This window comes from Candidatus Desulfovibrio trichonymphae, from assembly GCF_002355955.1.
In the GTDB taxonomy this organism is placed as follows: Bacteria; Desulfobacterota; Desulfovibrionia; order Desulfovibrionales; family Desulfovibrionaceae; genus Desulfovibrio; species Desulfovibrio trichonymphae.
In genome coordinates this window covers 545,938-572,773 of sequence record NZ_AP017368.1, presented here as the reverse complement: position 1 = coordinate 572,773, position 26,836 = coordinate 545,938, and the positions used below count along the sequence as shown (strand labels likewise).

Here is a 26,836-nt window from a genome sequence, read left to right as displayed (position 1 = left end):
GCAGGGACAAAATAGACAATGCACAGAAAAGAGGCTGACTCTTTGAGCTTAACCAATTGATTTTTCTGGTTGCTTGGCAGGGGCTTGGCCATGTTGGCGTCGTGTTTTCTGCGAGATTCAATCAATGCGTCAATTTTTCATAGTCGGCGACATTCTCCGTCAGGACGACCTGAAAATCATTGTTGAACTTCTTCGTCCTTTCTGCTTATAATCAACGACATATAAGGCGGCGTGCCCGCAGTTTCATCTAGTCCCAGCGTAATGCGTTCTTCGGGCTGCTCAACATGACAGGCCATAAGGCAGGTTTTGTCGCGGCAGCTTGCGCGCAGGGCATCATGTATCCCCGCTATGTTGCGGTAGGCTTTTAAAATAACGGCCGTGTCAGCTCCGGTCAGTTCTTTTGTGAGTTCTGCCGCACTGTTGGTGCCGGATATAAGGCGCAGACTCTGCCCGCCTTCGCAGAGCACAGTGCCGGCGCGTGCGGCGGCCGCCTGAAATGAGGCGACGCCGGGCACTATCTCTACGGACACATGTGGCTCGCTTTTTTTGAGCGTGCGCAAAAGATAGCCGAATGTGCTGTAAATGAGCGGGTCGCCGATGGTTAAAAAAGCTGCACTCTTCCCTTCATTCAGCGTTTCCAGTGTGCGCCGTGCCGCTTCGCGCCATGCCTGCCGCAATACATCGGTCTGTCGCGTCATGGGAAATTCCAGACGCACGATCTGCACATCCGGTCGCAACCAGGTCCATACAGTGTTGAGTGCTGTTGAATAATCGTTGAGGGGCGATGCGGCGGTAAGAATGGCGTCCACCTTCGCGAGCACGTTCACTGCCCTGATCGTCAGCAGATCCGGAGCGCCGGGCCCAACGCCCACGCCGTAGAGAGTTCCGGAGAGCGAGTTTTGTTTGCACACGATTTTTTGTCCGTATCGGCAGTTTCAGAGGAAAGCCAGTTATTGGCTGCTCTGGCGAATCGGGTATGCGAGCAGTTTGTCCGACAGTTCTTCAGCCGCGTCAATGGCGCGTGGTCCAGGCCTGGCAAAGCGTTTTTCATCCGCCGCCAGCACCCGGCTCGCGCGTACGGCGCGCAGATCTCTGTAGTGAGGGCGGTCTGCTGGCGGCGGCGGCGCAGGGTTCATAGGACCTTGCTGCACTATGTAGATGTCCGGATCAGACAGAATCAGGGTTTCCTCATTACAGCGCACCAGTTTTTTTGGTTCCCGCATCACATTTTTCCCGCAGGCAGCAGTGATGATTTCATTTACAATACCGCACGTTCCGGCGGCCAGCAGATTGGGGTAACGCACTTCATAAAACACGCGCGGTTGTTTTTGCCCACTACAGCGCGCGTACAGAGTCGCGAGTCGCGCGCGAAAACCGGCGACAAGCCCGGTTGCCTGCTCCTGTCGTCCGACAAGTTCTCCCAAGACGGAGGTGACGCGAAATATGTCTTCAAAAGACTCCATGGTAAAAGTCAACACATCAAGGCCCAGCGCGCGCAGGGATTCTGTCTGCATCAGCGCTTCCTGACGCCCGGCAAGCTGCAGAACCACATCCGGCTTTTGGGCCACAATCAGTTCAGCATTGGGGCGCATGTGCGTGCCGATAGCCTGCAGGTGGGCTATGGCCGGAAATTCCGCGTCAGCCGCTGTGCGGGCGATAAGGCAATCGGCCGCGCCAATCGCCATCAATAATTCATTAAAAGCGCCGTACAGCGCGATAACGCGTGTGACAGGCGTGTTCAGCGTCACGCTGCGGCCCGTGTCGTCAGTGATGTGCGCCGCGTCTGATGCAACAGGCATAAACGGGCTGAGCAGCAGGCACAGGAACGCGAGACCTGTTGCAGTATTTTTCATTTTTGCTCCTAAAGGCTCTTTGCCGATCCGTAAAGTTGTCATGCAAGCAGCGTCATTCCTTGTTTTGCCAGAGGAATTCTGTCGTGTTTTGAAAAGACGCCGGATTTCCGCCTTTGCGGGTATGATGGGGAGCATGATTCCACGGCCCATTGGCCCTTCCCGTCAAAGCCTGCGGCAGTTCGAATTTCGGATGCGGCATAACGCAAAAAGGAGCCTTGTACAATGCGTTGAGATTCGCCTCGGTCATCATCTCCTCCACAGGCCCGTCAAACAGCAGACGGCCGCCTTTCAGGCCAAGCAGGCGCGTGGCATAGAGCGCGGCCAGATTATAGTCGTGCACGGCCATGAACACACAGGTGCCGGCGGCACGGCGGCGTTCAAGCAGGTCAAAAATTTCCGTCATGTGCGCCGGGTCAAGGCCAGTCGCCGGTTCGTCCAGCATGAGCAGGGGGCTTTCCTGCGCGAACGCTCGCGCGAGTAAAACCCGCTGTCGTTCTCCGCCGGAAAGTCCGGAGACGGCTCTTCCGCTCAATTCACGAGCTCCAACGGCCGTCAATGCCGCGTCAGCCGCAATGTAGTCTTTACGGCTGTAAACGCCGAGCCAGGAAAGCCAGGTGTAGCGGCCAAGCAGCGCCATTTCGCGCGCCGTCAGTCCTGGAGGAATTTCTTCGCGTTGCGGCACAACCGCACAAAGTCGCGCGCGTAAACGCGGCTTAATATTCTGCAGGGGAGTGCCCTGCAGCGAGATCGCACCGCCCGTGTGCCGCAGCACGCCAGAAATCACCCGCAGGAGCGTAGTTTTGCCGCTGCCGTTTTGCCCGAGCAAGGCCACGCATTCGCCGGCACCTATGTCAAAACTCAAACCGCGCAGCACAAGCCGTTCGCCATACCATGCTGTGAGGTCACGCACACGCAGCATCAGCGTCTGCCCACCAGCAGAGCGAAAAACGGTCCACCCAACAGGGCAGTGACGACGCCGACAGGCAATTCCTGTCCGCCGCCCGGCAGGTTGCGGGCCAGCGCGTCGGCCCATACAAGCATAAGACCGCCGCCGAAAAAAGCGCCAGTGAGCAGCGGGCCGTGCCCGGCCCCCAGCACAAGACGCAGTATGTGCGGGACAACCAGTCCTACAAAAGCGATGACCCCCGCCACAGCCACACAACCGGCGCTCATGCAGCCGGCGCCGGCCAAAAGCCAGAAACGGGCGCTTCCCACAGAAATTCCTAGATGGGCTGCCGTATCATCGCCAAGGCAGAGCACATCGAGCTTTCTCCAATTTATGCACACCAGTGCGAATCCGGGCAGCAGCGTGCAGAGCAGCATTGGCAGACTGTCCCATCCGCGGCCCTGCAGCGAACCCAGAATCCAGAAAACAATGCTGGTGACGGATTCTTCATTCAGCGCTTTGACGAGCGCCACCAGTGCCCCCAGAAACGCGGAGACGGCAATGCCGGCAAGCACGACGCGTTCGCGGCGCAACGCTTCCTCCCCCCCGGCACCAAGGCAGAGCGCACCGAACAGCGCCAGCAGCGCTCCTGTGAGGGCGGCGGGCGCAACAAGGCCGGCCTGTGAGAAAGCAGAGATGCCGGTATGCACAATCGCGCCGCCAAACGCGATTACCATGCTCGCTCCGCAAGCCGCGCCTGCGGAAATGCCCAGCGTAAAGGGATCCGCCAAGGGATTTCTCAAAACGCCCTGCAATGTAACGCCGGCCGTGGAAAGAGCGCCGCCGCACAATGCCGCCATGACAACACGCGCTAGACGTATGTCGCCCACCACAAGCAGGTTCGCCGCTTCCGCCGGGGCATCTGCAAGGCCAAGACGAGCTGCCAGAGCCAAAAACACATCCGCCGCGCTTATGGGCACGGGGCCGGAAAGACAGGCCACCGGCAGCGAGCAGAGCCATATCCCGGCCAAAAAGACAAGAACGGGCGTATGTCGCCTTACGGCTGGCGTCGTGTTATGTATGAGCGGCAGTTTTTTAATTGACATCTATTGTTTTTTCGGCTCCTTCGTCAGATCGTCGCCGCTTTCTTTGGCGTGGCGCACAAAAATACTGCGTATGCCGTCCATTTCTCCAAGGCCGCGCAAATCGGCCTTTATCTGAAAACCGACTGCTTTGAGCCTGGACGCCCAGGAATCCTTTTCATCTCCGGCCAGATCATTGCGGGCGTGCTCTCCGGCCACAAGCATCAGTGCCTGCAGCCGTACGCGGCGAACCTTGCCGGACTTGAGGTCGCGCAGAAGGCGGTCAAAATTCCGTGCACCCTCCGCTGTGGCCATAAAGAAACGCGGATCAATTTCCCTGAACACAGCACGCACGCCTTCAAAAACCAAATCCGCCCTGCCTTGGCTCTGCCCGTGTCCCATGAACACCAGCGCTTCGCCGCCCGCTTTCTTTGTGTCCCCAACCAGAGCCGCGGCTGCTTCCAGCGCGTCCTGACGGGATTCAAGGAGGGGTCTGCCCAGATATACGGCGTTAAAACGGCCGGGATTTTTTTGCACGTCAATAAGCACGGCGCGCGCAAGTTCCGCAAATTCCTCGCCGGCCATGATGTGCAACGACTGCACACGCACAACTTTCACACCCCGCGCGGCCAGCGCGGCCAGCCCGTCGCTGACGCCACCCACGGGACGGCCCTGTTTTTCAAGCTTGCGGCGGATAATCTGCGAGGTATAGGCCCATTCCACAGACGAGCCCGGAAATTCGGCCTTAAATGTTTGCTCAATATCTGTATAGACGCTCATGGCCTCGGGCACAGTGGTGCCGAAGGCCGCAAGCAATATCCCTTCTTTCGGGGCGTCAACAGCTTCGGCGGGACGAACAGTCGCAGCAAGCGCTATACTGAGAAACAGCAGAAAAATGCGCGGAAATAACCGCTTCATGGCGGCCTCCTCAATCGTGCGTTGATTAGGTTTGTGAATGACGCGGCTCAGAACGTCTCCATAACCACGGAGAAATTTCAGAATGCGCCCGGCGGGTATTCGGACTTGAGGGATTGCAGGCATGTGCTCTGCGCCTTTGCTTCGCCTTCACCGCGCGTAGACGCGACTGGCTGTCGTGAACCGTAAGGACCACGGAAGCTCTGTACCCTCTTACCGCAGCGCGACTGTTTCCGATTGGCATGGAATTCCCCGCCGCGGGCACAGTTAAACCTTCTGAGAACCGAAAGTCAAGGCGTCATCCATGATGACGACAGGGCATGTATAGACACCCCGAGTCAAGGATTTTTTGAACTGACGATATCGAATGCTCTCCATAATAGTTGATCGTGCGATGTTTGACGAATATATAAAAAAATCCGGAATCAAGCACATCGCCGGCCATTTAAAACGGAGTGCTGGTCATTGCCGAGTCTGCCTTGTCCACAATGTCCTTTGGGCAATTCGGGTAAAAGTGCTGCGGGCTGTTCCAATTGTTCAGTGGTGCGCGATGTATAATCTGAGGAATGTTATCATGCGTTTTTGTGTGCTTTTTGCTTTGTGCGCCATGCTTTGCCTGTCTTCAGCCGCATTCGCCGCCGGGTTAAAAGCCTCCGGCGGGGGCATCAGCCCGAAGGAAGCGTGGAACCCAAAGAAAAATCACCACGCAGAAAATCTGACGCTGCGCATGCCGTGCGGCGGGCAGATGGTGTTCCGCGCTGTAGGCGTGCCTGCCAAGGATGTGCTTTCTGACAGACGAATCAAGATGGGTGTGCGTGAGAAGCCTTACCCACAACGTGAGATTTACGAACACGCGCGCGACGGCTATGTAAGCGGCCCCTTTACGCTGAAAGAACTGCCCGGGAAATGGCGCAATGCATTAAAACAGGGTAAGGAAATTTTTTTCTATTATTTTATGGACAAATATGCAGTGAGCGTGTGGCAGTGGCAGGCGGTTATGGAGGGTGCGGAACCAATACGCCGGAGAGCCGCCGGCAGGAACTGGCAAATGCTGAAACAATATTGAGTGACGCCAAGGAAAATTTACCTGTTGCGCAAAACATGCCCGCATCCCTTGAACAGGCGAAAAATCCGGCCAATGACGACAGCAAAGTACACATCAATCCTTTATTAAAAATGTCAAAGTCCGGGCGCCTGCCTTGAGGAATCTGCAGGGCAAGCGGGACATTGCGCCGAAATGCCAGGAAATCCACCAGCTTGTTTTGACACGTGCCGTGCTCCGTTATATACTTCCCAGTCATGATAACCATGTCGGATCTTTTTCACGTAAGTCTGAGGCAGGTGATACGCCAGCGCAATTATGGCGTGGTGATTTCCATTGCGCTCGGCATCACCGCCTTTATAGTGCTGGCTGTGCTCGGCCGCGAAATACGCTACAAGATCGGCCAAGACATGCTACTGATGGGCGGAGTGAACGTCATCCATGTCTATATGGAAGATACACAGTATCCCGGCCAGCCCCTGCGTGAATTTTACCCTGAAACAATACAAGCCATTGCCGCATTGCCCGGCGTTTCGATAATCAGCCGCAACGTGCGCGACGGGCAGTTGTTCGGTTTGCGCGGCGTAGGCGAACGTTCGCTAAACGTGCTGTTCAGCGGCGTGGACGAGAAGTACACCGATGTTTTTTCGCTGGATCTGGTGGCTGGCCGCATTTTCACAAGTGAAGATATTGACCGCCGCCGGAGAGTCTGCATGCTGGGGATCGACGCCGCGCGCAATCTGTACGGCGATCCGGAACAGGCTGTCGGCAAGCTGGTTTTTTTGCAGAAAGAGGTTTTTGAGGTGGTGGGTGTGATCACCGGCGTGATGCTCGGCTCGGAAAAACAGAACGGCTTTCTACCCTGCACCACAATGATTGACCGCAAATGGGCTGGGGACAAGATAAGTCGCATTTACGTACGCGCCACCGGCTGGGAAGACGTGTCCCGACTTGTGAAGCAAATACCTGCTCTGGTACGCGAGAAGCAGTCCGCCCCTTATGTGGTATTGCGCATTCAGGATGAACAGCTCAAACGCATACAGTTCACCTTCATATGGGTGGAGGCGCTGTTGTGGCTCAGCATTGTCGCGTCGCTCATGCTGGGTGGTTTCGGAATATGGTCCGGCACTTTTGCCGCCGTGCGCGCACGCACGCGTGAAGTCGGTCTTAAAAAGGCCATGGGCGGCTCAGATATTGACATCCTGGTGCAGTTTCTGGCCGAGGCGCTCTGCAAGGCCATGGTCGGAGGCGTGCTCGGCATTGTGGTCGGCGCACTTCTGGTGGCGGCCGGTTCATGGACGCTCGCTACAGGCTTCTCGTATTCGCTGCTCTGGCTGAGCAGTCTCGGCAGCATTATCTTCTCCGCCGCCATAGGTGTGGCCGGCGGGCTGTACCCTGCAGTCCAGGCAAGCCGCATGGACGTTGTTGCCGCCCTGCGCTTTGAGTGATATATGACCCCTGTCATCACCGCAAAAGATATCTACAAGTGCTACGCCGGTTTTGATCCGGTGCTGCGCGGCGTGAACATGGAAGCCGACGCCGGAGAAATGGTGGCCATCATGGGGCCATCCGGCTGCGGCAAATCCACCTTGTTGCATATACTGGGCATGCTGCACGCGCCGGATTCCGGTGAACTTGCCATTCTCGGCACGGATGTGGCATCGCTCAACCGGGAGCAGGCTGCCGCTTTCCGTCGCGTCAACATGGGCTTTGTGATGCAGTCGTCCAATCTGTTCGATCATTCCACTGTCTTTGAAAACGTTGAGTTCCCCCTTCTCTATGAGGGCGTTGCTCCGCAGGAACGCTGGGCGCGCGTCATACGGGCGCTTGATCTGGTGCGGCTTTCCGCCAGGGTGCATTACCGCAGCAACCATCTTTCCGGCGGTGAGCAGCAGCGTACCGCCATCGCGCGGGCGATGGTCAACAACCCGTGTATTCTGTTGACGGACGAGCCGACAGGAGCGCTGGACGCCCGTACAAGCCAGCACATCATGGAAAATTTTTGCACGCTCTGCCACACCTGCGGCGTGTGCATGATCATGGTTACTCATGACCCCAAGATGGCGGAATACTGCGACACTGTGTATACGCTTGAAGAAGGCGTGCTGCATTGCAGCAAGCGCGGCTTCACACCGCTTGCTGCCGCGCGGCCGCAAAACTTTCTTGCGCAGGACGAAGCTGCAATGCGCGGCGCGTTTGTGACGGATCATTTCGCGGGCGACATCGGCCGGTTCTCGACAGGGCAGGCGCGCTGTCTGCATGCAGAAGGTCTACTTTCGCGCGTATACGCCCTGTGTGGCAGATCTCTTGAAGGCACTGCCGACGACTATGTTTTGCCTCTTGCGGTACGCAGTTTTGGCATAGGGCCGTTTTTCTCCCTATGCGCGCTTTTTCGTCAACCGCGCAAGGCAGCCCGAGATCTTCGGGAATTGCTGCGCCTTACTGCAGGGGACGACGGCCTGACGCGTCTGCGCGCGCTCTGCATCGGGGCGCTTTTGGCGCGCTGGGCGCATGAGGATCATCTGGAATTCTTTTTTGCCGCGCCGGGACGAGCGCCCCTAGCGGCAGTCAGGGGCGCCGTGCGGCTAACCGGCCTGCCTTTTGTCGCTGTCGCGCACGACCGAGAATCGGCGCTTGCCATCGGCGACTGCGCAGACGCCGCGCTTGTGTGCTGCGACAGCGAGCAGACCTGTCAGACCGTGCGTGAATGTTTGCCTGGGTATCCGGCGGACAAAATCCTGATTTTGCCGGGCACACAGCCGGCAAGGGAGCCGTGTGAAGAAAAAGCGGCAATGGCAATAACTGCCCAACCGGACGACGAATTGCAGCTTTCGGCTGAAGCGCGGACTGCGCTGAGCCGTTTGAAAATCTTGCTGACAGCAGTCTGCCGAAAAAAATAACCATTTTTATCGGAAACACGGGCTTATCATGAAATTTGACGAAGTACGCGTCCTTGTTCCGGGCGACTGCAAGGCAAAGGTTGCTGTTATTGAGGATTTGCCTCCCTCCTGTTTTTTGGGAATATGAACCAATAAAGAACAGCTGTGGGGAGGCTGACAATGCGCAAAATTCTGGTGGGCGTCAGCGGCGCGAGCGGCATGCCGTTAGCCGCGTGCGTACTGCGCGGCCTTGCCGCTATGCCCGATGTGCAGACCCACTGTGTCGTCTCGCGTAGCGCTGTAGCGGTACTGAAAGCGGAGTGCTGCGCAGGGGCGGAAATGCTCACAACGTATGCGGACAGCGTCTACGACGCGGACGATCTGGCCGCCGGACCGGCCAGCGGATCATGGTGGCACGGAGAAAACGCCGCCATGCTGGTTGTGCCCTGTTCCATGGCGACGCTGGGCGCACTGGCAAGCGGCGTCACGCGCAATCTTGTGCACCGCGCGGGAGATGTTGTCATGAAGGAAGGTTTGCGTCTTGTGCTTGTCACCCGCGAAAGTCCGCTCTCGGCCGTACATTTGCGCAACATGCTTGTCTTGTGCAGGGGCGGTGCCGTGATTATGCCTTTTTCTCCGGGCTTTTACCTGCGCCCGCAATCACTGGAAGACATGCTGCTGCAAACAAGCGGCAGAATTTTTGACCAGCTCGGACTGACGCACAATCTGACGCGCTGGCTCTGATCCGCCGCGATATCCGGATCAGGAGCGGACTGCACAGAAGCAAAACAAGGAAGACTGCCATGAGCGACATCACCTGGTACGGTCATTCAGCATTCAAAATCAGTTCTCCAGCAGCAGCCGTGCTGGTGGATCCTTTTTTCACGCCCGTTTCCGGCGTGACCGCGGAAACAGTTGGGCCTGCGGACATCGTGCTTGTCACCCACGACCACGCCGACCACGTGGGCGATGCCGTTGCCGTGTGCCGCAACACCGGCGCCCTGCTGGGCACCATTGTCGGCACGGCCGACAAGCTGACGCAAGCCGCCGGCATACCAGAACATCTGCTCCTGAACGGCATCGGCTTCAATATAGGGGGCACAGTTGAACACAAGGGCGTCAGCGTCACCATGACGCAGGCATACCACTCAAGCGCATCGGGCGCGCCGTGCGGCTACATCATCACCATGCCCGACGGGCTGACCGTCTACCACGCGGGCGACACCTGTATTTTCAGTGGCATGAAACTCTGGGGCAACCTGTACGCCATTGATGTGGCGCTGTTGCCCATCGGCGGCGTTTTCACCATGGACGCGCGGCAGGCGGCGCTGGCATGCAGGCTTTTGCAATGCAAAACGGTTGTGCCCATGCACTGGGGCACCTTCCCTGTGCTCGCGCAAAGCGCGGCGGATTTCAGAACCGCGCTTGACGCCCTGCATCTTGACTGCCGATGTACGGAGATGAAACCCGGCAAACGCGTTTGTTTTAACGGAAAGCTCCCGGCTTAAGAGATAGGGCAGTGGGTATATTGGGAATCAGCATGCCCCGCACGACGAGATAAAAATTCTATTCTTTCAAAACCGTTATCACGCTTCCAAGTACTTTTTCTCCTTTCGGCAACAGATCCACAGGATTTGGACGCTCAACTTGCTGAAATTGGCGGGGTTAACTGATTCGGGAAGCTCTTGACAGTTCGCGCTCTATTTTCCTCGCCTCAAAAAGCTGTTGGCAATCGACCATAAGCGGATTATTTTTACCGCATGGACAAAATCAACAGGGAAACACGCAGCCGCAATATGGCCCGCATCAAAGACAAAAACATCAAGCCTGAAAAACGGGTGCGCGTAGTCTGGACATCGTATTACCGCTTATAGCCATAATCTTTGTACACGGCTATTTTTGGCACGGGCATGAAGGGTGCAGGCGAGCGACAATCCCAACAACCAGAACGGATTTTTGGCGTACAAAAATCAACGGCAACAAAGAGCGTGACGGTCAGAATCTTGCCGACTTGGTGCAATTGGGCTACCGTTGTTTGATAATTTGGCAGTGTGAAATGAAGGATACAGCAGTATTGAAACAACGACTGTCGGCATTTTTGCACGATACTGTGAGTCTGTTATAATGCCAAAGCATACAAAGCCGGGAAATCCGGAGAAATACCGCCGGCAACTTATTGAGCTTCTTGAAAATTTTGAAGAACATTTGAAAAGCTTGGAAGCTCACCACATAACAGCTGTAAAATTTTTGCGAGCAATACAAGATTGTTCATCAAATATCTCACGTACTCTTTTTTCATCTATAGCAATATTATTTACTATAAAATTTTGAACAACATAATTTGATGAACTTTAGTAATATTATTTAACTGATCTAATTTTTTTCTTGTTAAAAAAAATCTTACTAATAGCTAGTGCACCAATCCACTGAATAGCCATTCTTTATTTTCAAGAACAAATTTAACAAAATTATCAAAAATTTTTATTTACTTTCCATTATACGCTTAGGTGATGGCTGTTCTGTGTATGTGGCGCAAGCTATCCAAAGTAAAAATCTGGTAAGAGTAAAAACCCGCATGGCGCAAGCCCTACGTGGTTATAGATTAAAATTTTTGTTTATGCAGTCGCGGTTTTGGTGCGCAGGATAATTGATGATGTGCATATTGCCGGCAAGGATTTAATTCACGATGGCGTTGTGTTTCAAGGAAACTTCCCCCACGCGGTAAAGCTGTTTCGATAGCTTGCTGCGTTATCGTGAATACCCAGGATACCGCCTTCACCAGCCCAACAGTGGCTCAAACCGTCGATCACCAAAGTCATATCTGGCGCTTCAGTTTCCTGTTATCAATGCGCTGAAAAAATGCCGAGCCCATATCGGCTCGGGCGCTTCACGGTTGTGTTGCGGCGGCGGCAATGGATAGAAATCAACGCCGTAGACGACAGATAGACACAAAACGCCGCCGACAGAAAAGAGTGTGCAAAACTACATCTTCGAGGCTTGTCGGCTTCTTGTATTAGATGGCTTTAGACTTTCCGTAAAATTTTTTGGGATGTTTTACTTGACACCAACAGGAAGCGAAATATACTGCTCAACCTGATCTCTGCCGCCGGTCACGCGGCAGACAACACAAATTTACTCATAGCCTGATACGGCAACAAATGCGCTTCTCGGCGTATGGAGGTTTGTATGAGTCTGCTGGAAAATGCCGCCAAAACTCCTGATGGCATTGTTATGAACGGTTTTCTGCTTTCTCCTGTTGTGGAGCAGTGCGCCGGCTGTGGTCGCGTGCGTCAGTTCGACGAGCAGGAATTCTGTTCAAGTTACCCGGACCCCACAAGTAAATGGACCGGCGGTCGCTGCAACTTTGCCACACACGTCAAAACCCAGACAACCGCCGCCGCCAAGGTGAACCCACTGAAGGCATCCAAGCGCGCCGCAAAAGGACGTTAACCTTCATCAAACCTCCTTCCGCCCAACGCGCACAACGACTGACGCAGCAAGGCTATGGAGAAACAGACGGGCGTATGGACAATGATGATCTGACAAGACTCTCGGTCGCCCTGACAGGTCGTCGGGTGCGCGTTGTGGAATTGCAGACCGCGCTCACGGCCTGCGGCGTTCGGGACATGCAACGCACTGGCGGGATCCGGCAGAATCTCGTGGCCCGTGTGCCGGGCAAGTCTGCACGAACGCTCTGGATTTTCGGCCATACAGATGTTGTTCCCCCCGGCGACTCCACTGCCTGGAGTTCTGATCCCTGGACAGTACGGCAGGCGGAGGACAGACTTTACGGTCGCGGCGTGGAAGACAATCAGCATGCCCTTGCGGGCATGCTGATTCTGGTTGAAGAACTGCACGCCCTACGCATGAGGCCCCGTCTCACCCTTGGCCTTGTCTTCATGGCCGACGAAGAATGCGGCAGCGACTACGGCTTGGGTCATCTTTTATGCGGACTGCCGGCTGCTGTTGGACGTCTCCCCTGAAGCTGTCCTGGCGAAAACGCGTGCCCTCCACCAGAGAAATTGCCGGGCGGCACAATGTGGACATTGTGGTAAACGTGGTGCGGGAGCAGGCCGCTTCAACCGTCTCTCCGCAAGAGCCTGTTGTTGAAGCCCTGCGTAAAGCCGTTCCGCACGTATACGACGTTTGCACCCGCCCTATCGGCATAGGCGGAACCACAGTGGCCGCGCTGTTGTGGCACAGGGGCTTTCCTGCAGCCGTCTGGAGCTGCCTTGCAAACACCTGTCACCAACCGGACGAATACAGCATGATCAGCGCGACCATTAAAGACGCGCAAGTTTTCGCCCATATTCTAATGCACGCTTACCATGCCTAACGCCGCCTTTGACTGCATCATCGTCGGCGGCGGCCATGCCGGCTGTGAAGCCGCTGTCGCTCTGGCGCGGCTTGAACACAGCATTCTTCTGATCACCGGCAATGTGGATCGGCTGGGCTATCTCTCCTGCAATCCAGCCGTCGGAGGCCTTGCCAAGGGCCACCTGACGCGTGAAATTGACGCCCTTGGCGGAATGATGGGCCTGTGGGCCGACGCGGCGGGCATACAGTTTCGCCGGCTGAACATGAGCAAAGGCCCGGCCGTGCGCGCTACGCGCGCCCAAATTGACCGCGAGGCCTATCAGCGTGCTGTGAAAAAAACGCTTTTTGCAACACCCGGCTTGCGCATCTGGCAAGACACTGTCACCGCCCTCGCTTGCGACTCCAGCCGGATTTACGGCGTACACACGGCGCAAGGTCTCTTTTTCGCCGCTCGTCATGCATTACTGACTACCGGCACCTTTTTGGACGGACGCATCCATATCGGCCTGAGTAACCTGCCCGGCGGACGTCTGGGCGATGCGCCGTCACTTGGCCTTTCCGACTCTTTGCGCTCGTTGGGCCTGACGCTGGGTCGTCTGAAGACCGGCACCACACCGCGTCTTTTACGCTCTTCCATTGATTTTTCCCGTCTGACGGTTCAACCTGGCGACACGCCGCCGCCCGGTTTCAGCTTTCACGGCAACGGGCCGGAACTTCCGCAGATTCCCTGCCATATTGCCTGGACAAACACGCGTACCCATCAGATCATCCGTGACGCTTTTGACCGTTCGCCCCTTTTCACCGGCGTGATCAAGGGCACAGGGGCGCGCTACTGCCCTTCCATCGAAGACAAGGTCTCCCGTTTTCCCGACCGGGAGCGCCATCAGATATTCTTGGAACCGGAAGGTCTTGAAAGCGGGGAAATATATGCCAACGGCATCTCGACAAGCCTGCCTCTCGACGTTCAACAGGCCATGCTGCACAGCATTGAGGGCCTTGAGCGGGCTGTTATGGTGCGGCCCGGCTATGCCATTGAGTACGATTACGCAAATCCCGTGCAGCTTGCCCCCACGCTGGAAAGCAAGACCGTGCCGGGTCTCTGGCTTGCCGGACAGATCAACGGCACTTCCGGCTATGAAGAAGCGGCGGCCCAAGGGCTGTGGGCCGCATTGAATATTTCCTGCGCCATACGGAGTCTGCCGTATTTTCTGCCCGGCAGAGACAGCGCGTATATGGCGGTGTTGACAGATGATCTTGTCACGCTCGGCACGCTTGAGCCGTACCGCATGTTCACCTCACGCGCTGAAAACCGTCTTTTGCTGCGCGAAGATAACGCTGACGAGCGCCTGACCGCGCTCGGTCGCTGTCTGGGCCTTGTGGACGACGCGCACTGGCAACTTTTTTGCAACAAGGAAAAAGCCTGTGCACGACTCAAACAAAGTCTTGTGCAAATGCGCATTCCCGCCGATAAGAATGCGGACGAGCGCATTGCGGCCTTACGGCACAACCGCAACCTCGCGGAAATTCTACGTCGTCCCGACATGGACATGGACCGGATGCTTGATCTGCTCAACGACCCGGCACATACACTGCTGCGGGAGACGGGCGACAAACTGGCTGCGGAAATGGCGCAATGTAATGCGGCTGTGCGGGAGCGTGTGCAGACCGACATCAGATACGCGGGTTATCTGGAACGCCAACGACGCATAATTGCCCGCACGGCGAAACTGGAATCAACAATCTTGCCCTTGGATTTAGATTATGCCAAAATAACAGGACTGTCCCGCGAAGTGGAAGAAAAGTTGAGCCGGGTACGTCCACGCAGTCTGGGACAGGCCAGCCGTATTTCCGGGGTGACGCCTGCTGCTTTGAATTGTTTGGAGATATATTTGCACAAACTAGGGTTGTTGCGTCCGCACCAAAGACAACACTCTCAGAAAACGATTTCTTTTTTACCTCGGTGACGCGCTATGATGGGCACAAATCAATACATCCTGATTTTTCTGGCCATAAGTAGGGCAGAGCAGAGCCGTTATTTTTGTTCTGAAATACTCCGGTTCCGCAGTTTCCCGTCCAGAAGCGTAGCCTGATAACACAGTGGGTGATGTGCATTGACAAAATACAGCGACACCTGACGCAAGTCTTACATGTTATCTATCACCGGCAACTCCCGTGGGGATTCACAGCAGGAGGTTATTTTGGACGGAGGTTCAGACTGTCACAGTACCCTCTGGTCGCGCCTCGGCAGATTATTCGGGCATGACGACGAATCCCTGAAAAAAGCTATTGTTGAAGCAAGAGCGGTAGGCTGTGTGGAGCCGGATGAGGAATCCATGCTCCTTGGAATTTTGCGCTTTGACGACCTTCATGTGCATGATACCATGATACCCCGCACAGACATTGACTGCGTGCCGCACGACATGCTGCTGCCCGATGTGGCGCGTGTTGTTGTGGAATCCGGCCACTCGCGCATTCCCGTCTACAGGGACACCCGCGACAATATAGTCGGCATTCTGCACGCCAAGGATTTGCTGCACAACCTCATTGCCCCGGAAAAAACTCGGACGCCGGTCTCTGCGGTGATGCGCGAACCGTTTTTTGTGCCGGAAACAAAGTCCATCCGCACACTGCTGCAGGAATTCCGCGCCCGCAAACAGCATATTGCCATTGCGCTCGACGAGTATGGCGGAACCTCCGGCATTATCACAATTGAAGATGTGCTGGAAGAAATTGTAGGCGACATTGAGGACGAACATGACACCCCACATGAGGAAGACATCCGACTTCTGGACGACAATGCGTATGAGCTCACCGGCCGCGCTCTTCTGAAGGATCTGGAAGAGCTCGGCATTGCCCTGAGTTCTGACGATGTTGACACCATCGGCGGCTATCTGAGCATGGAAGCAGGGCATGTGCCGGCCGCAGGCGAATGTTTTGCCCTGCACGATTGGCTTTTTACCGTGCTAGAAGCGGATAAAAAATTGATACGCCTTTTGCGCGCTGAACGGACAGCCGACGCCGCAAAAACAGACAGACCGAAATCAGGCGCGAAGCCGGTACCGGACGATAGTGAGTCATGAACGCCGCAAGCGCGGGAAGCGCAGCGCAAACGATTGCCGCGCTATGGCGCGGTCCAGTGTTTTTTGTGGGGCTTGTCGGCGCGCTTGCCGTATGGCTGGGTTTTCCCAATGACCTCATAAATCTGCCGCCGCTTGCCCTGCTGTGGCCTGTGGCGCTTGCCCTGCTCGGCATGAACGCGCAGACGCCCTCCGCCGCGTTGCGCGCCGGCTGGCTGCTCGGCCTTGCCGGCAGCACTGCGGCGCTGTACTGGCTTGCCTTGCCCGTCCATAACATAGGCAATCTCCCCTGGATTCTGGCATTGCCCTGTGCCGTATTTATTGCGGCCTGTCTTTCTGCGGCGAACGGCGTTTTCTCGCTTGCGGCATACGTGCTGCGTGAAAGGCCTCCCTTCTGTCTTGCGGCGCTGCTGGCGTTCGTCTGGTACCTGCTTGAATTTTTCGCCGCGCACCTGCTGGGCTTTCCCTGGCTTCCCTTGGCCGGCGCGCTGGCCGTCTGTCCAGTGCTTGTTCAGGGAGCAGACATCTTGGGCGCGTACGCCCTTGGCGGACTATGGGTTTTTATTGCGCTGCTTTGCCTGTTTTGCCGCGCGGACAAACGCTGTCTGGCCCTGGGTCTTGCCGGCGCGCTGGCCGTGCTCTCCTATGGGACATACAGACTCAACGAGACCCCCTTTCTCCCGAATCCAACCGGACCTGAAAGTTTTGCAACGCTTTTTGTGGAAGGCAATATCGACCAGAATCAAAAATGGGTTCCCGCATTTCAGCGTGCCACTGTTGACGCGTATCTCAACCTGACCAACAATGCCCTGACGGCCTGCCCCGAAGAAAAACCTCTTATTGTTTGGCCGGAAACAGCCCTGCCTTTCTTTTTTGAAAAAAGCCTTGCCCACGCCTCACGCGTACGTGAGCTGGCGCGCGCAAGCGGCTGTCCCCTGCTTTTCGGCGCACCTGGCGCCGGGCAGCGCGGCAACGGGGAACTCCTTGTGTTCAACCGAGCTTTTCTTCTCTCGCCTGAGGGAGATACCATAGGCTGGTATGACAAGGAACATCTGGTGCCTTTCGGAGAACACCTGCCGGCCTGGCTCCATTTTGATTTTTTGCAAAAGCTTCTGCAGGGTGTTGGTGTATATGAGCAGGGCTCGTCCAGCGCGCCGTTGCGCCACGGCGCTCTTGCCCTCGGCATGCTTATCTGTTATGAAGGTATATTCCCTTGGCTGGCTGATGCCCGTGTGAAAGACGGCGCCAACATTTTTGCCGACATCAGCAACGACGCCTGGTTCGGTCGCACTCCTGCAGCCCTGCAGCATTTGTATCTGACTGCCCTGCGGGCCATAGAGCAGAACCGCTGGATTTTGCGCGGCACCAACACAGGCATTTCCGCTGTAGTAGACACACGTGGCCGTTTGACGTTGCGCGGCGAACAGTTTACTGCCGGCGCACTCTTTGCACGAGCGCGCCTTGTCGCCGTGCAAAGCCCTTACCACACCTTCAAGCCTTGGATTTTTCCCTCGGCCTTGCTGCTTTTTTGCACCCTTCTCGTTTTCGGCCGTTCGGCAAGAGTGGCCCACACCTTTTAATCCAAAAACACACCATGTTGCATTTGAGTGATCTGCGCGCCGCCTGTCAGCCCTTGTCGCAACGTTTTGACAACCTCTGGAGGCGTCTTTGACGTTGCCGCTTCACTGCAGCGCCTCTCTGCCATAGAAACAGAGTTGGCCCACCCCGGCGCGTGGGACAAACCGGAAAACCTGACGCCGCTGCTGCGGGAAAAAAGCGCCTTAAATGACGCAATAGAACGGTTAACCCGTCTCAAGAAATGCTGTGACGATATGCAAGACTGGCTTACCCTGGCACTGGAAAGCGAAAGCAGCGAGGATGAGGAAGTCTTGGAAACTCTTGCGCAACAGCAGAAAGAGCTGGTGGATCTGCTTGATAAAACCGAGCTTGTCATGCTTCTTTCCGCAGAAGAGGACAACAGGGACGCCATTCTGGAAATTCATCCGGGCGCGGGCGGTACGGAATCCCAGGACTGGGCTGAAATACTCCTGCGTTTGTACACACGCTGGGCCGCACGCCATAAATACGCTGTGGAAGAATTGGACATGTTGCCCGGTGATGAAGCCGGTATCAAAAGCGTGACCCTGCGCATCGCCGGACCGCACGCTTTCGGTTTTTTGAAAAGCGAACGCGGCATTCACAGGCTGATACGCATTTCGCCCTTTAATGCTTCAGGCCGCCGGCATACTTCCTTTGCTTCTGTGGATGTCATCCCTGACGCCGGCAGTGAAATTGAACTGGACATAAAAGAAGCCGACCTGCGCATAGATATTTTCCGTTCCAGCGGCCCCGGCGGGCAAAGCGTCAACACCACCAGTTCAGCCGTACGCGTGACACATTTGCCCACAGGCATTTCAGCTCAATGCCAAAACGAAAAATCGCAGCACCACAATAAAGAGACGGCACTGCGCGTGCTGAAGGCCCGTTTGTATAATCTTGCAGTGCAAAAACGCGAGGCGGAACGCCAGGCGAAATATGCAGGCAAAGACGCCATCGCCTTCGGCAGCCAGATACGCACATACACCTTGCAGCCTTATCGTCTTGTCAAAGATCACCGCACCGGCTGTGAAGCGGGCGATGTGGACGCGGTGCTTGACGGGCAGATTGACCGTTTTCAGCACGATTATCTTTTATACCGCCATGAGCAGCAGCGCTGAACGCCCTTCCACACCGCGGCACAACGGCTGCGTCGACCCGATGTCGGCCATTTTTCCGCAGGCATAGCCGGCGAAATGACGCACCTTGCAGCGGAACATGGACGATACAGGCCTCGGACGCCTTGAAAATGCGTACGCTCGGCACGGCAGACCGGCTCGCCGGCAGAAAAATTTGCAGGAGCTGCCTGAGTAACCGAACAACCGCTTTACATGACTATTGAACAGGGATAATGTAACGACGTATATCTTTATTCAATAACTATGGAGGCGTGATGAATAAAAGCGAACTTATCAAGGCTCTGGTCGACGAGACCAACATTCCCCTTGATGACGCCACAATGGTGGTGAATACCTTTATAGAATCCATGAAATCTTCCCTGCTCGCCGGAGACCGTGTTGAAATCCGCGGTTTCGGCAGCTTTAAAATCAAGAAATACGGCGGTTATTCCGGACGTAATCCGAAAACAGGAGAAAAAATCTCCGTTGTTCCCAAACGACTGACCTTTTTCCGTGCCGGCAAGGAATTGAAAGAATTGATCAACCAGAAATAACTCCCACTCCCCGGCACTCAGGAGACGGCCATGCGTTTTTCCGGCGCATTGACAGCACTTGTCACCCCGTTCAGACACAATGTTGTGGACGAAGATGCCTTTCGCGTCCTGATTGAACGCCAGATCAGCGAAGGCATACACGGCCTCGTGCCTTGCGGCACAACGGGAGAATCCGCCACTCTTTCCCACGAAGAACACGAGCGGGTTATTGAAATTTGTATTGATCAGGTCAAAGGACGCGTGCCGGTGCTGGCCGGAGCCGGTTCCAACAACACAAGCGAAGCGGTGCGCCTGACCTGCTTTGCGCAAAAAGCCGGGGCGGACGGCGCACTCCTCATCACGCCCTACTACAATAAACCCACACAGGAAGGCCTGTACCGGCACTACAAGGCCATTGCCGAAGCCGTGGACCTGCCGCTCGTGCCCTATAATGTGCCCGGACGCACGGGCTGCAACCTGCTGCCCCCGACCGTGAGCCGCCTTGCAAGAGATTTTCCCAATATTGTGGGCATCAAGGAAGCCACGGGCGACATACCTCAGTGCAGCCGCCTGCTGGCAGCCTGTCCAAAAAAATTCATCGTGCTTTCCGGCGACGACCTCACGGCTCTGCCCCTCATGGCTTTGGGCGGCAAGGGGATTATCTCCGTCACCTCCAATGTGACGCCCGGCCTCGTGGCCGAAATGTGTAACGCCTTGGCCGCGGGCGACCTGCAAAAAGCCGCGCGTCTGCACCTCTCGCTCTTTGCCCTGCACGACGTCATGTTTGCGGAAACAAACCCCATACCTGCAAAAACAGCGCTCGCGCTCATGGGTTTGATATCGGATGAAATGCGCCTGCCGCTCTGCCCGATGGACGAAGCCAATAAAAACAAGCTGATTGACGTGCTGCACGCGCAGGGAATGCTGGACTGAACGCCCTGACCTCACGCCATGATATTTGAGCGTCATGCGACTGAATCTGTTACGCCCGGACCTGCCGCGTTGAAGCGTCTCCCACCAGGCGGCCAAATTCAAGGCTGACAACACGCTGCCCATGTGCCGCCACTTCCGGCGAATGTGTAACAACGATAATGGTGCTGCCTTCCTTATGTAATTGATGAAAGATGTCCATGACCGTATTCTGATTTATTTCATCAAGGTTGCCTGTTGGTTCGTCGGCCAGAATCAGCTTGGGATAATTGATCAGAGCGCGGGCTATGCACAGACGCTGTTGTTCGCCGCCGGAGAGCTGACGGGGCAGGTGTTTTGCTCTGCTTGCAAGACCTACGCGCTCAAGCGCCTGTGTGGCTTCCTTCTCATCAACCATACTGTGGTAATACTGGGCGATCATGACATTTTCCAGGGCCGTAAGATAAGAAATTAAATGAAACTGCTGGAATATCAAACCTATTTTATCTCTGCGAATAACTGTCAGATCCCTGGCGTTGAGCCGTGAAATATTTTCTCCGTCCAAAATCACGGAGCCGTGCGTAGCCTTGTTCATGCAGCCCCCGATGTTCATCATCGTTGTTTTGCCGGATCCTGAAGCACCCATAATAGAGATCCATTCCCCCGGCCGCACGGCCAAACTGATATGCTGCAGTGCCTTGACAGAACCGTAACTCATGGAAACATCATTCAATTCAAGAATATTCATTGCGTCGTCCTTTTATTCGCCCCTCAAAACAACAGCCGGCTCGACATCTGTCGCCATGGCGACAGGGATCAAAGAGGCGGATACGGTTACCGCAAGCGACGCGCCCAAGGTAAGCAGAACAAGAAAGAAGGGCAGGGCCACTTCGCGGGAGAAGACGCTCATGCTGACCACTTGAGCGAAAAAATAACCTGAGCCGGTGCCCAGCAGCCAGCCGCCCAAGGCCAGGGTAATGCCTTCGCCCATGAATTCGGCAATAATGGCCCTGTTTCCCGCGCCGATTGCCTTTTTTAAACCGATTTCCCTGCTTCTTTCCATAACCACCGTCATCATTGTTGTCCCCACGCAAATCATGGTCAGGAACAACACAACGCCTGTCACCAGACAGACAAGCACTTGAAGCTTGGAGAGCACTGTCGTTTCCGAATCGGCAATGCGCTTGACAAGACGGGGGGTGATGCCCGGCACTTTTGCCTGAATTTCCTCGGCAAGCCGGAAAATTTCCTCTCCTGCGGCGACAATGCTGATCTCCACCACATTGGCCGTGCCGCTTGTGCCCATAAGGACTTCCAAGCCGGCCATGGGCATGAACACAAAACCATCTTCCGCCCCCCCGGTGCGCACAACTCCGCTGATTTTCAGTTCTTTCACAAACTTACCCCCTCTGGGCGGCAGGATTTCCACAGTAATAAACGAACCCGCGTATTGGCGTGTATGCTCGGCGATATCAGTACCGATGAGGATTTCATCGTCCTTTTGGGGCCATTCGCCCTGGATTTGCCAATATGGGCTGGTTTTTTTTACTGCAGAGAAATCCGCCCCCGCGACGGTGAGACCCTGCATGTTGTAATACATAGTCTCATAGCGAAAAGGCGATGCCCCCACCAGCTTGTCAGCGGGAAGCATCTCAATGGCCTGTTTCGCATCATCCAGACTCAAGATGGAATTACTGCCGGAAGAGACAAAAATGAGGTTGGCGCCGTAAGAGCGAAACTCCCGGCCCATCTGGCGGGGGATGTCGTAATACACGGCTCCCATGCCCAGAAAAACCGTGGCTCCGATAACGACCGCGAGCAACGCAACCAGCATTCTTGAACGACGCCTGATCAGCGAACTGACAACTATTTTGAAAAACATGGCGTGTCGGGCCATGACAATTACCTCCCGTGCAGCACATCTGCGGGCCGCAGGCGCAAAAGCATACGAATGGCGGGAAGGCTCCCGCCGATAGTGACAAGAAGCACCAGAAGCGCAACGATGGGGATAACCAAACCCTTGGCAGTCACGGCGGAGCCAAACACGGAATAGCCTATGACTGAAGCCAGCCCGAGACCGGCGGCATAGCCGAAGACACCGCCGGTGATTGTGGCAATGAGCATTTCTGTCAGGATGAGAAAGGAAATCTGATCGTCAGTGGCTCCCAGCGCCTTGAGCAGGCCTATTTCGGTGCTGCGTTCCATCACATTGGCCGTGACCAGATTTGAAATGGCAAAGGCGGAGCAGGCAAGACTCAAGAGCGTAAGCAGCAGCATCAGAAACCTGGTCTTCTGCAGGATGGCCCCTTCGGATTCCGCCACCTGAAGGACTGGTTTTACGCGAGCGTCCGTGAGCACTTCTTCAATCTGGAAGGCAATGGCACTGACATAGGCTGTACAGTACCAGACCTCCCAATCTTGGCGCGAAAGACTGTGCGGATTCTGTGCCGCGCGCCGGGCCAGATCGTTTTCCGGCGTGGTCAGGGCACTCACTTCCACCCGCCGCACCTTTCCCTCAAGGCCCGTCAGATATTGTACAGTGGCGAGAGGAGCGAGCAATCCGCCATCCTCCTTATCCCCGGAATGGAAGATTGATCTGACGACCACAGTTACCGTACGCCGGGTGCCGGAAGCATTCTTTGCGGAAAGCCTCAGATTGTCGCCCTGCGTTATTCCATGTTTTGCTGCAAAGGCCTCCCCGACCATAACTCCGGACTGATCCTCATCCCTGAGCCATGCGCCGCGCACATCCCACCAGGAACGCAAGTTTATAATCCCGGTATCCACGGATTCGCCTGTCGGGATATCCAGATGTTTTCTAAACCAGGTACCCAGCAGGGGGACATCGGCTCCCGAGTCGTTCACGCTGACAACGGCATCAAGGTAAGGTGTGAAGTCCACGATGTTAAAAGCCCAAAAAATAGTTTTCATTTTGGACAATTCATCTTCAAGCAGGTATTTGTCCGATACGCCGGCGCCTTCTTCAACACCATACAGATCAGTCAGGAAAGAAGCGCCGCGCGATGTAACCATAATGTTAGCGCCGTAGGTTTTCAGTTCCTGATTTATTTTGTCGCCCACATCAAGCATGACATTAAGCATGGCGGTAGCGAGCGATATGCCGAGCGTCATGGCGCAGGCCATCGTCATCAGCTTTTTTTTCTGGCGCGTAACCGCGCCGAGGATCATACGCAAAAACATGAATACTTCCTTACATGAACCGATGAGCTTCCGCTTCAAGATCTTCCGTATTGATAATCAGGCTGCCGTCTTTCAAGGAAAACTTGAGCGGCACGGGATTACATCCGCCGGCAAAGCCGATGGTGGACTTGTTCATAACAACATCACAAAGAATGCAGATCACTTGTCCCTTGCGTTCGTAATAGCCGGCAGGGCCGCACACATCGCAGGCATCCAGCCCGACGCCATAGGCGGTTTCACTTTTTTTGATAATGATGTAGCGTACATCCACCCCCTGGAGCGTCTTGTAGACAAAACGGTGCAAGGTTCCATCTCCGACAACGGCAGTGGAATGGGCAATCTTGCCGTCCGCAACCGTCATTTCCAGCGGAGGTGAAAGCTCCACTTTTCGGGTGTCTAAATACATTCCCACTGTCATAGTCAGCAAACCGGCCAGCAGGGAGAGGATGGCCGTTCTGCTCCACCGCACACGCCTGCGCATGACGCTGCGGGCCTTACGCCGTAGTGCCGGATTTTCGCCATCAGCCACGGTTTTGCTGCTGCGCAACCACAGGATGGCGGCTGCCAGGGCGGCTGTGCCGACAATCCCATAGAGCAGACAAGGGGCGTTGCTTAACAGAAAGATGATACAATCAAGTGCCCAGTCATAGCGTGGAGTAAGACCACGTCCCAGTAAAATCTGCCCCACTGTTATGAGTTGGCTGATGCTGAAAGCCAGAAACGCCAGAGAAAAAAGTGGGAAAAGAAAATTTTCCGGCACATCCGAGCAAAGCTGAAAAATGGAATACCCGACCAACAGACAAAGCCCTATGCCGATCACATAGCCTGTGGCGATAAAGATGAATTCACTACTTGCGACTTGCACTACTCCCACGGCAAAGTGCGATGGGTAAATAAAAATGTCCGGCAGGTAAAAAGCTCCCCAGGAAGCAAGAACAATAAAGAAAGCGAACCTGAGAGGCAGTGAGGCGGCTTTTTCCGGGGCAAGGGAGCGCGTGGCGACAAGCAGCACCGACAGCGCCCCTCCCGCCGCAAGAGCCACGCAGAGTACGATAAGATTGTAATATTCACGTACAACGAACGCAGTTGTGAATTCGAGCAGAGCGAGAGCAGCCGCCGCAATAATGCCCGCAATCGCACCGTGCCGGGCAGGCGACCGCATCTCCAGAAGATCCCGCTGTGCGGCATAGCCGAGCAGCAGGCCCGTGAGTATGGACACAGCAAGCATTGTTCCGGTAACCAATACCCAAAAATGGAGCATAACCCTTCCCGGCTCTGGCTGCTGGCATAAAATATGCCGCACGGCTCCCGCATGAGAACCCTGCAGCGAAGACTACAAACAGAAATCCATAATCAAATAACGGATTACCAAGCGCGCGGAACCCATTTGAAATTCCAGCTTGCTTTCAGGGGCTCTTTCCAGAACCGCCCGCTCACGCCGGTTTTCTTGTCAACATGGAGCAGGAAGCTTTGCTTCTCGGGGTTATCAATAATGAAGGTAATCTTGTATTCTCCAGGCCCGTCAAGCTTGACATTGTTGCCGTAATGCGGCCCGTCGCTGGCGCTCATGGGCATGAAACTGCCTTCAATGCCCTTGCTCCCGCCTTTTTTTTCGATCAGGTATTTCACCGTCAGATAGGGCACGAAATCACCGATACCGTAACCGAGACTGTTGCCTTCAACAGCAGTGATCTCGGCTTCCAAGTGCATATCCGCCTTGGAAGCGGGCAGACCGCCAAGCCCGACAGGCTCCATATCAACGGGCTGAAAGTAGACGCCCGCAATTTTTAAAGGGCCGACAAACTGCTCGTCACCCAGAGGAAATTCCTTAAAACCGGCGGACTCAGGGCCGGGCGCGGGAGGCGCCGCCATTGCTGTCGCTGCGAAAGCGCACACGGTAAGGGCCGGCAAAATCAAATGGACAAGCTTACGCATGTGTTTGTTCATCATAACTGTTCCTTCTTCCGTTAAAGGTTGGTCTGATTCAAGAGTGTTGTTCAGTATGCCGCCTTTTTAAGAGCAGCGCCTTTTCGCATGTAAAAAAGAAACGAAGCGACAGCGAGAATGAGCAGAGCCCCTTGCGGCAACAGGGTTTCCATTGTGGGGTAGATGCCCAGGATATCCACAGTGGCGATGTCCGATACATGCGTCACGGGCACAAGATCAGCCACTTGCAGCCTTTTCACGCCGCCGCCGGCGAAACTGATGGACATGACGTACATGAGAATGCTGGTGCCGATGAAAAAGGGCCGCAAAGGAATACGCAGGCTCCCGAAACGAATCGCCGCAAAAAGAACGACAAGGCAAAGGCAGGCAACGCCGAAACCGAACCAGAGCATGCCCATGTGATCCTTGGTATCGGCCAAAAGAGCCTGATAAAAGAGGATTGTTTCCGCTCCCTCCCGGAACACGGCCAAAAAGGACGCCGCCGCCAGCGCGGCAACACTGCCGGTCGTTGCGGCGGCGGCGACCTTGTCTTTAATATAGTTCTTCCAAGCCTCGCTCTCTGCTTTGGACACCATCCAGTTACTGACAAAAAACAGCACCGCCACGGCCAGGAGCATGGTAAAACCTTCAACCATCTCCTGACCGGCGCCACTGATGGAGAACAACTTCTGCAAGGCAACGGCGAGAAACGCGCTTGCAGCGACGGCTGCAGCCGCGCTTTTATAGACCACCTTTGTCAGGCTTTTGTTGCCGGAACGAATGAGGTAGGCAGCTATGGCCGCCACCACGAGAATGGCCTCAAATCCTTCACGGAGTAAAACCAGAAGAGAAGCGACAAAAACCCCCCAGCCGGTTTCTTTTTTACCGTCAAGTTGATCCGCATCTTCTTTCAACATTTTGATGAGGGTATCCAGACTGAGCCGCACGTCTCTGTTTGCGGCCTGTTCTGTCATCAGGCGCTTTACCTCGGCGAACCGATACTCCACTATGGACGCCCGCTTGCCGGAAACATACGAGAGCACAGCACGTTCCACACCCAGTGTTTCATAAAAATCAAAGTAAGCCTTGTTTACCATCTCTTTGCTCTGTGCAATATTCCCGGTCAGATATATCTCATAGGATGAGTTGAGAACCACGCTCATCTCGGCCACAATTGCGTTCCAGGTACTGTATTGCGTGGCAGATGCCGCATTCGTCCATGACAGGCCGAACAACAGAAGGGAGACTGTTAAAAAAAACCGTTTTTTCATGATGGCTCCTTTTTGACATTTTTGACATTGAATGCGACAAATATGACATCCATTCAGCTGCTGTACAGTCTGACGCGAGCATGTATGAACTTTTTATGCGACATGCCGGATTGCCGGAACCACTTCCATCGGCGTCCGCCTGTTGCCGTCGATTCGACAGATTAGGTGATCCCCGCAGGGGATTACTCCGGGCAATTTGTGTATATTGAAATTGAAATTTATTGTCAACAA

The 26,836-nt window shown here is 55.2% G+C and carries 26 protein-coding genes and 1 riboswitch; of the genes, 14 read left to right on the top strand and 12 right to left on the bottom strand.

What is annotated here, in order from left to right:
• Window positions 1-176 precede the first annotated feature (176 nt).
• From cobI to RSDT_RS02725, 5 genes are read right to left on the bottom strand one after another with little or no spacing between them, the layout of a single operon-like run.
• A complete protein-coding gene (gene cobI, locus RSDT_RS02745; protein WP_096399467.1) occupies window positions 177-911 on the bottom strand; it encodes a precorrin-2 C(20)-methyltransferase in 735 nt (244 codons plus the stop codon).
• A 39-nt stretch (window positions 912-950) separates the two neighbouring features.
• Window positions 951-1,853, bottom strand: coding sequence for an ABC transporter substrate-binding protein (locus RSDT_RS02740; protein ID WP_231941901.1), 903 nt, complete (start codon window positions 1,851-1,853; stop codon window positions 951-953).
• 52 nt (window positions 1,854-1,905) lie between these two features.
• Window positions 1,906-2,772: an ABC transporter ATP-binding protein gene (locus tag RSDT_RS02735; protein WP_096399466.1), complete on the bottom strand. Its 867-nt coding sequence runs from the start codon at window positions 2,770-2,772 to the stop codon at window positions 1,906-1,908.
• Window positions 2,772-3,845, bottom strand: coding sequence for a FecCD family ABC transporter permease (locus RSDT_RS02730; RefSeq protein WP_096399465.1), 1,074 nt, complete (start codon window positions 3,843-3,845; stop codon window positions 2,772-2,774). The genes RSDT_RS02735 and RSDT_RS02730 overlap by 1 nt, the downstream gene beginning before the upstream one ends.
• Complete coding sequence (locus RSDT_RS02725; protein ID WP_096400436.1) at window positions 3,846-4,739, bottom strand: sirohydrochlorin cobaltochelatase; 894 nt, start codon at window positions 4,737-4,739, stop codon at window positions 3,846-3,848.
• Window positions 4,740-4,812: 73 nt separating this feature from the next.
• Window positions 4,813-5,039, bottom strand: a riboswitch (cobalamin riboswitch).
• A 271-nt stretch (window positions 5,040-5,310) separates the two neighbouring features.
• Between RSDT_RS02725 and RSDT_RS02720 the strand changes: the two genes are divergently transcribed.
• From RSDT_RS02720 to prfB, 12 genes are all read left to right on the top strand, one after another.
• A complete protein-coding gene (locus tag RSDT_RS02720) occupies window positions 5,311-5,802 on the top strand; it encodes a hypothetical protein (RefSeq protein ID WP_096399464.1) in 492 nt (163 codons plus the stop codon).
• Between the two features lie 242 nt (window positions 5,803-6,044).
• On the top strand, window positions 6,045-7,226 hold the full coding sequence (locus RSDT_RS02715; RefSeq protein WP_231941900.1) for an ABC transporter permease: 1,182 nt from the start codon (window positions 6,045-6,047) through the stop codon (window positions 7,224-7,226).
• A gap of 3 nt (window positions 7,227-7,229) precedes the next feature.
• Entirely contained in the window at window positions 7,230-8,678 is a 1,449-nt protein-coding gene (locus RSDT_RS02710) for an ABC transporter ATP-binding protein (protein WP_096399462.1), read from the top strand.
• Window positions 8,679-8,837: 159 nt separating this feature from the next.
• Window positions 8,838-9,401, top strand: a complete 564-nt coding sequence (locus RSDT_RS02705) for a UbiX family flavin prenyltransferase (RefSeq protein ID WP_096399461.1) — start codon at window positions 8,838-8,840, stop codon at window positions 9,399-9,401.
• A gap of 59 nt (window positions 9,402-9,460) precedes the next feature.
• Window positions 9,461-10,165, top strand: coding sequence for a metal-dependent hydrolase (locus RSDT_RS02700; protein ID WP_096399460.1), 705 nt, complete (start codon window positions 9,461-9,463; stop codon window positions 10,163-10,165).
• 1,678 nt (window positions 10,166-11,843) lie between these two features.
• The gene (locus tag RSDT_RS02690; protein ID WP_096399459.1) at window positions 11,844-12,107 is read left to right on the top strand and encodes a PxxKW family cysteine-rich protein; all 264 of its coding nucleotides are present in this window, start codon (window positions 11,844-11,846) and stop codon (window positions 12,105-12,107) included.
• 74 nt (window positions 12,108-12,181) lie between these two features.
• Window positions 12,182-12,640, top strand: a complete 459-nt coding sequence (locus RSDT_RS07670) for a M20/M25/M40 family metallo-hydrolase (protein ID WP_269457538.1) — start codon at window positions 12,182-12,184, stop codon at window positions 12,638-12,640.
• A gap of 20 nt (window positions 12,641-12,660) precedes the next feature.
• The gene (locus tag RSDT_RS07665; protein WP_269457537.1) at window positions 12,661-12,993 is read left to right on the top strand and encodes a M20/M25/M40 family metallo-hydrolase; all 333 of its coding nucleotides are present in this window, start codon (window positions 12,661-12,663) and stop codon (window positions 12,991-12,993) included.
• Complete coding sequence (gene mnmG, locus RSDT_RS02680; protein ID WP_096399458.1) at window positions 12,986-14,938, top strand: tRNA uridine-5-carboxymethylaminomethyl(34) synthesis enzyme MnmG; 1,953 nt, start codon at window positions 12,986-12,988, stop codon at window positions 14,936-14,938. Before RSDT_RS07665 ends, mnmG begins: the two co-directional genes overlap by 8 nt.
• A 234-nt stretch (window positions 14,939-15,172) precedes the next feature.
• A complete protein-coding gene (locus RSDT_RS02675) occupies window positions 15,173-16,054 on the top strand; it encodes a hemolysin family protein (RefSeq protein ID WP_096400434.1) in 882 nt (293 codons plus the stop codon).
• The gene (gene lnt / locus RSDT_RS02670; RefSeq protein WP_096399457.1) at window positions 16,051-17,631 is read left to right on the top strand and encodes an apolipoprotein N-acyltransferase; all 1,581 of its coding nucleotides are present in this window, start codon (window positions 16,051-16,053) and stop codon (window positions 17,629-17,631) included. Before RSDT_RS02675 ends, lnt begins: the two co-directional genes overlap by 4 nt.
• A gap of 14 nt (window positions 17,632-17,645) precedes the next feature.
• Window positions 17,646-18,768 (top strand): peptide chain release factor 2 gene (prfB, locus tag RSDT_RS02665; protein ID WP_102135966.1). Its coding sequence is split into 2 segments (ribosomal slippage): window positions 17,646-17,720 and window positions 17,722-18,768, totalling 1,122 coding nucleotides; the frame shifts between segments, so codons are not numbered across the junction.
• Here prfB and RSDT_RS07660 read toward each other — a convergent pair.
• Window positions 18,742-18,867: a hypothetical protein gene (locus RSDT_RS07660; protein ID WP_269457536.1), complete on the bottom strand. Its 126-nt coding sequence runs from the start codon at window positions 18,865-18,867 to the stop codon at window positions 18,742-18,744. The genes prfB and RSDT_RS07660 overlap by 27 nt on opposite strands.
• 173 nt (window positions 18,868-19,040) lie before the next feature.
• Here RSDT_RS07660 and RSDT_RS02660 point away from each other — a divergent pair, with 173 nt between their 5' ends.
• The gene (locus tag RSDT_RS02660) at window positions 19,041-19,319 is read left to right on the top strand and encodes an HU family DNA-binding protein (protein ID WP_096399455.1); all 279 of its coding nucleotides are present in this window, start codon (window positions 19,041-19,043) and stop codon (window positions 19,317-19,319) included.
• A 30-nt stretch (window positions 19,320-19,349) separates the two neighbouring features.
• The gene (dapA, locus tag RSDT_RS02655; protein ID WP_096399454.1) at window positions 19,350-20,231 is read left to right on the top strand and encodes a 4-hydroxy-tetrahydrodipicolinate synthase; all 882 of its coding nucleotides are present in this window, start codon (window positions 19,350-19,352) and stop codon (window positions 20,229-20,231) included.
• Window positions 20,232-20,280: 49 nt separating this feature from the next.
• Here the strand turns inward: dapA and RSDT_RS02650 are convergent, their stop codons facing one another.
• From RSDT_RS02650 to RSDT_RS02625, 6 genes are all read right to left on the bottom strand, one after another.
• On the bottom strand, window positions 20,281-20,955 hold the full coding sequence (locus RSDT_RS02650; RefSeq protein ID WP_096399453.1) for an ABC transporter ATP-binding protein: 675 nt from the start codon (window positions 20,953-20,955) through the stop codon (window positions 20,281-20,283).
• A gap of 12 nt (window positions 20,956-20,967) precedes the next feature.
• Window positions 20,968-22,104: an ABC transporter permease gene (locus RSDT_RS02645; protein ID WP_096399452.1), complete on the bottom strand. Its 1,137-nt coding sequence runs from the start codon at window positions 22,102-22,104 to the stop codon at window positions 20,968-20,970.
• Window positions 22,105-22,109: 5 nt separating this feature from the next.
• On the bottom strand, window positions 22,110-23,408 hold the full coding sequence (locus RSDT_RS02640; RefSeq protein WP_096399451.1) for an ABC transporter permease: 1,299 nt from the start codon (window positions 23,406-23,408) through the stop codon (window positions 22,110-22,112).
• Between the two features lie 10 nt (window positions 23,409-23,418).
• Complete coding sequence (locus RSDT_RS02635; RefSeq protein ID WP_096399450.1) at window positions 23,419-24,669, bottom strand: DUF2318 domain-containing protein; 1,251 nt, start codon at window positions 24,667-24,669, stop codon at window positions 23,419-23,421.
• Window positions 24,670-24,773: 104 nt separating this feature from the next.
• Complete coding sequence (locus tag RSDT_RS02630) at window positions 24,774-25,358, bottom strand: iron transporter (RefSeq protein WP_197702124.1); 585 nt, start codon at window positions 25,356-25,358, stop codon at window positions 24,774-24,776.
• Between the two features lie 47 nt (window positions 25,359-25,405).
• Entirely contained in the window at window positions 25,406-26,605 is a 1,200-nt protein-coding gene (locus RSDT_RS02625; RefSeq protein ID WP_096399449.1) for an FTR1 family iron permease, read from the bottom strand.
• Window positions 26,606-26,836 lie beyond the last annotated feature (231 nt).

Bases quoted from the DNA above. Each gene is read 5' to 3' on its own strand.
- RSDT_RS02740 (WP_231941901.1), bottom strand. From the start codon at position 1,853: ATGAAAAATACTGCAACAGGTCTCGCGTTCCTGTGCCTGCTGCTCAGC.
- RSDT_RS02735 (WP_096399466.1), bottom strand. From the start codon at position 2,772: ATGCTGCGTGTGCGTGACCTCACAGCATGGTATGGCGAACGGCTTGTG.
- RSDT_RS02730 (WP_096399465.1), bottom strand. From the start codon at position 3,845: ATGTCAATTAAAAAACTGCCGCTCATACATAACACGACGCCAGCCGTA.
- RSDT_RS02725 (WP_096400436.1), bottom strand. From the start codon at position 4,739: ATGAAGCGGTTATTTCCGCGCATTTTTCTGCTGTTTCTCAGTATAGCG.
- RSDT_RS02720 (WP_096399464.1), top strand. From the start codon at position 5,311: ATGCGTTTTTGTGTGCTTTTTGCTTTGTGCGCCATGCTTTGCCTGTCT.
- RSDT_RS02715 (WP_231941900.1), top strand. From the start codon at position 6,045: ATGTCGGATCTTTTTCACGTAAGTCTGAGGCAGGTGATACGCCAGCGC.
- RSDT_RS02710 (WP_096399462.1), top strand. From the start codon at position 7,230: ATGACCCCTGTCATCACCGCAAAAGATATCTACAAGTGCTACGCCGGT.
- RSDT_RS02705 (WP_096399461.1), top strand. From the start codon at position 8,838: ATGCGCAAAATTCTGGTGGGCGTCAGCGGCGCGAGCGGCATGCCGTTA.
- RSDT_RS02700 (WP_096399460.1), top strand. From the start codon at position 9,461: ATGAGCGACATCACCTGGTACGGTCATTCAGCATTCAAAATCAGTTCT.
- RSDT_RS02690 (WP_096399459.1), top strand. From the start codon at position 11,844: ATGAGTCTGCTGGAAAATGCCGCCAAAACTCCTGATGGCATTGTTATG.
- RSDT_RS07670 (WP_269457538.1), top strand. From the start codon at position 12,182: ATGGACAATGATGATCTGACAAGACTCTCGGTCGCCCTGACAGGTCGT.
- mnmG (WP_096399458.1), top strand. From the start codon at position 12,986: ATGCCTAACGCCGCCTTTGACTGCATCATCGTCGGCGGCGGCCATGCC.
- lnt (WP_096399457.1), top strand. From the start codon at position 16,051: ATGAACGCCGCAAGCGCGGGAAGCGCAGCGCAAACGATTGCCGCGCTA.
- RSDT_RS07660 (WP_269457536.1), bottom strand. From the start codon at position 18,867: ATGTTCCGCTGCAAGGTGCGTCATTTCGCCGGCTATGCCTGCGGAAAA.
- RSDT_RS02660 (WP_096399455.1), top strand. From the start codon at position 19,041: ATGAATAAAAGCGAACTTATCAAGGCTCTGGTCGACGAGACCAACATT.
- dapA (WP_096399454.1), top strand. From the start codon at position 19,350: ATGCGTTTTTCCGGCGCATTGACAGCACTTGTCACCCCGTTCAGACAC.
- RSDT_RS02650 (WP_096399453.1), bottom strand. From the start codon at position 20,955: ATGAATATTCTTGAATTGAATGATGTTTCCATGAGTTACGGTTCTGTC.
- RSDT_RS02645 (WP_096399452.1), bottom strand. From the start codon at position 22,104: ATGGCCCGACACGCCATGTTTTTCAAAATAGTTGTCAGTTCGCTGATC.
- RSDT_RS02640 (WP_096399451.1), bottom strand. From the start codon at position 23,408: ATGTTTTTGCGTATGATCCTCGGCGCGGTTACGCGCCAGAAAAAAAAG.
- RSDT_RS02635 (WP_096399450.1), bottom strand. From the start codon at position 24,669: ATGCTCCATTTTTGGGTATTGGTTACCGGAACAATGCTTGCTGTGTCC.
- RSDT_RS02630 (WP_197702124.1), bottom strand. From the start codon at position 25,358: ATGATGAACAAACACATGCGTAAGCTTGTCCATTTGATTTTGCCGGCC.
- RSDT_RS02625 (WP_096399449.1), bottom strand. From the start codon at position 26,605: ATGAAAAAACGGTTTTTTTTAACAGTCTCCCTTCTGTTGTTCGGCCTG.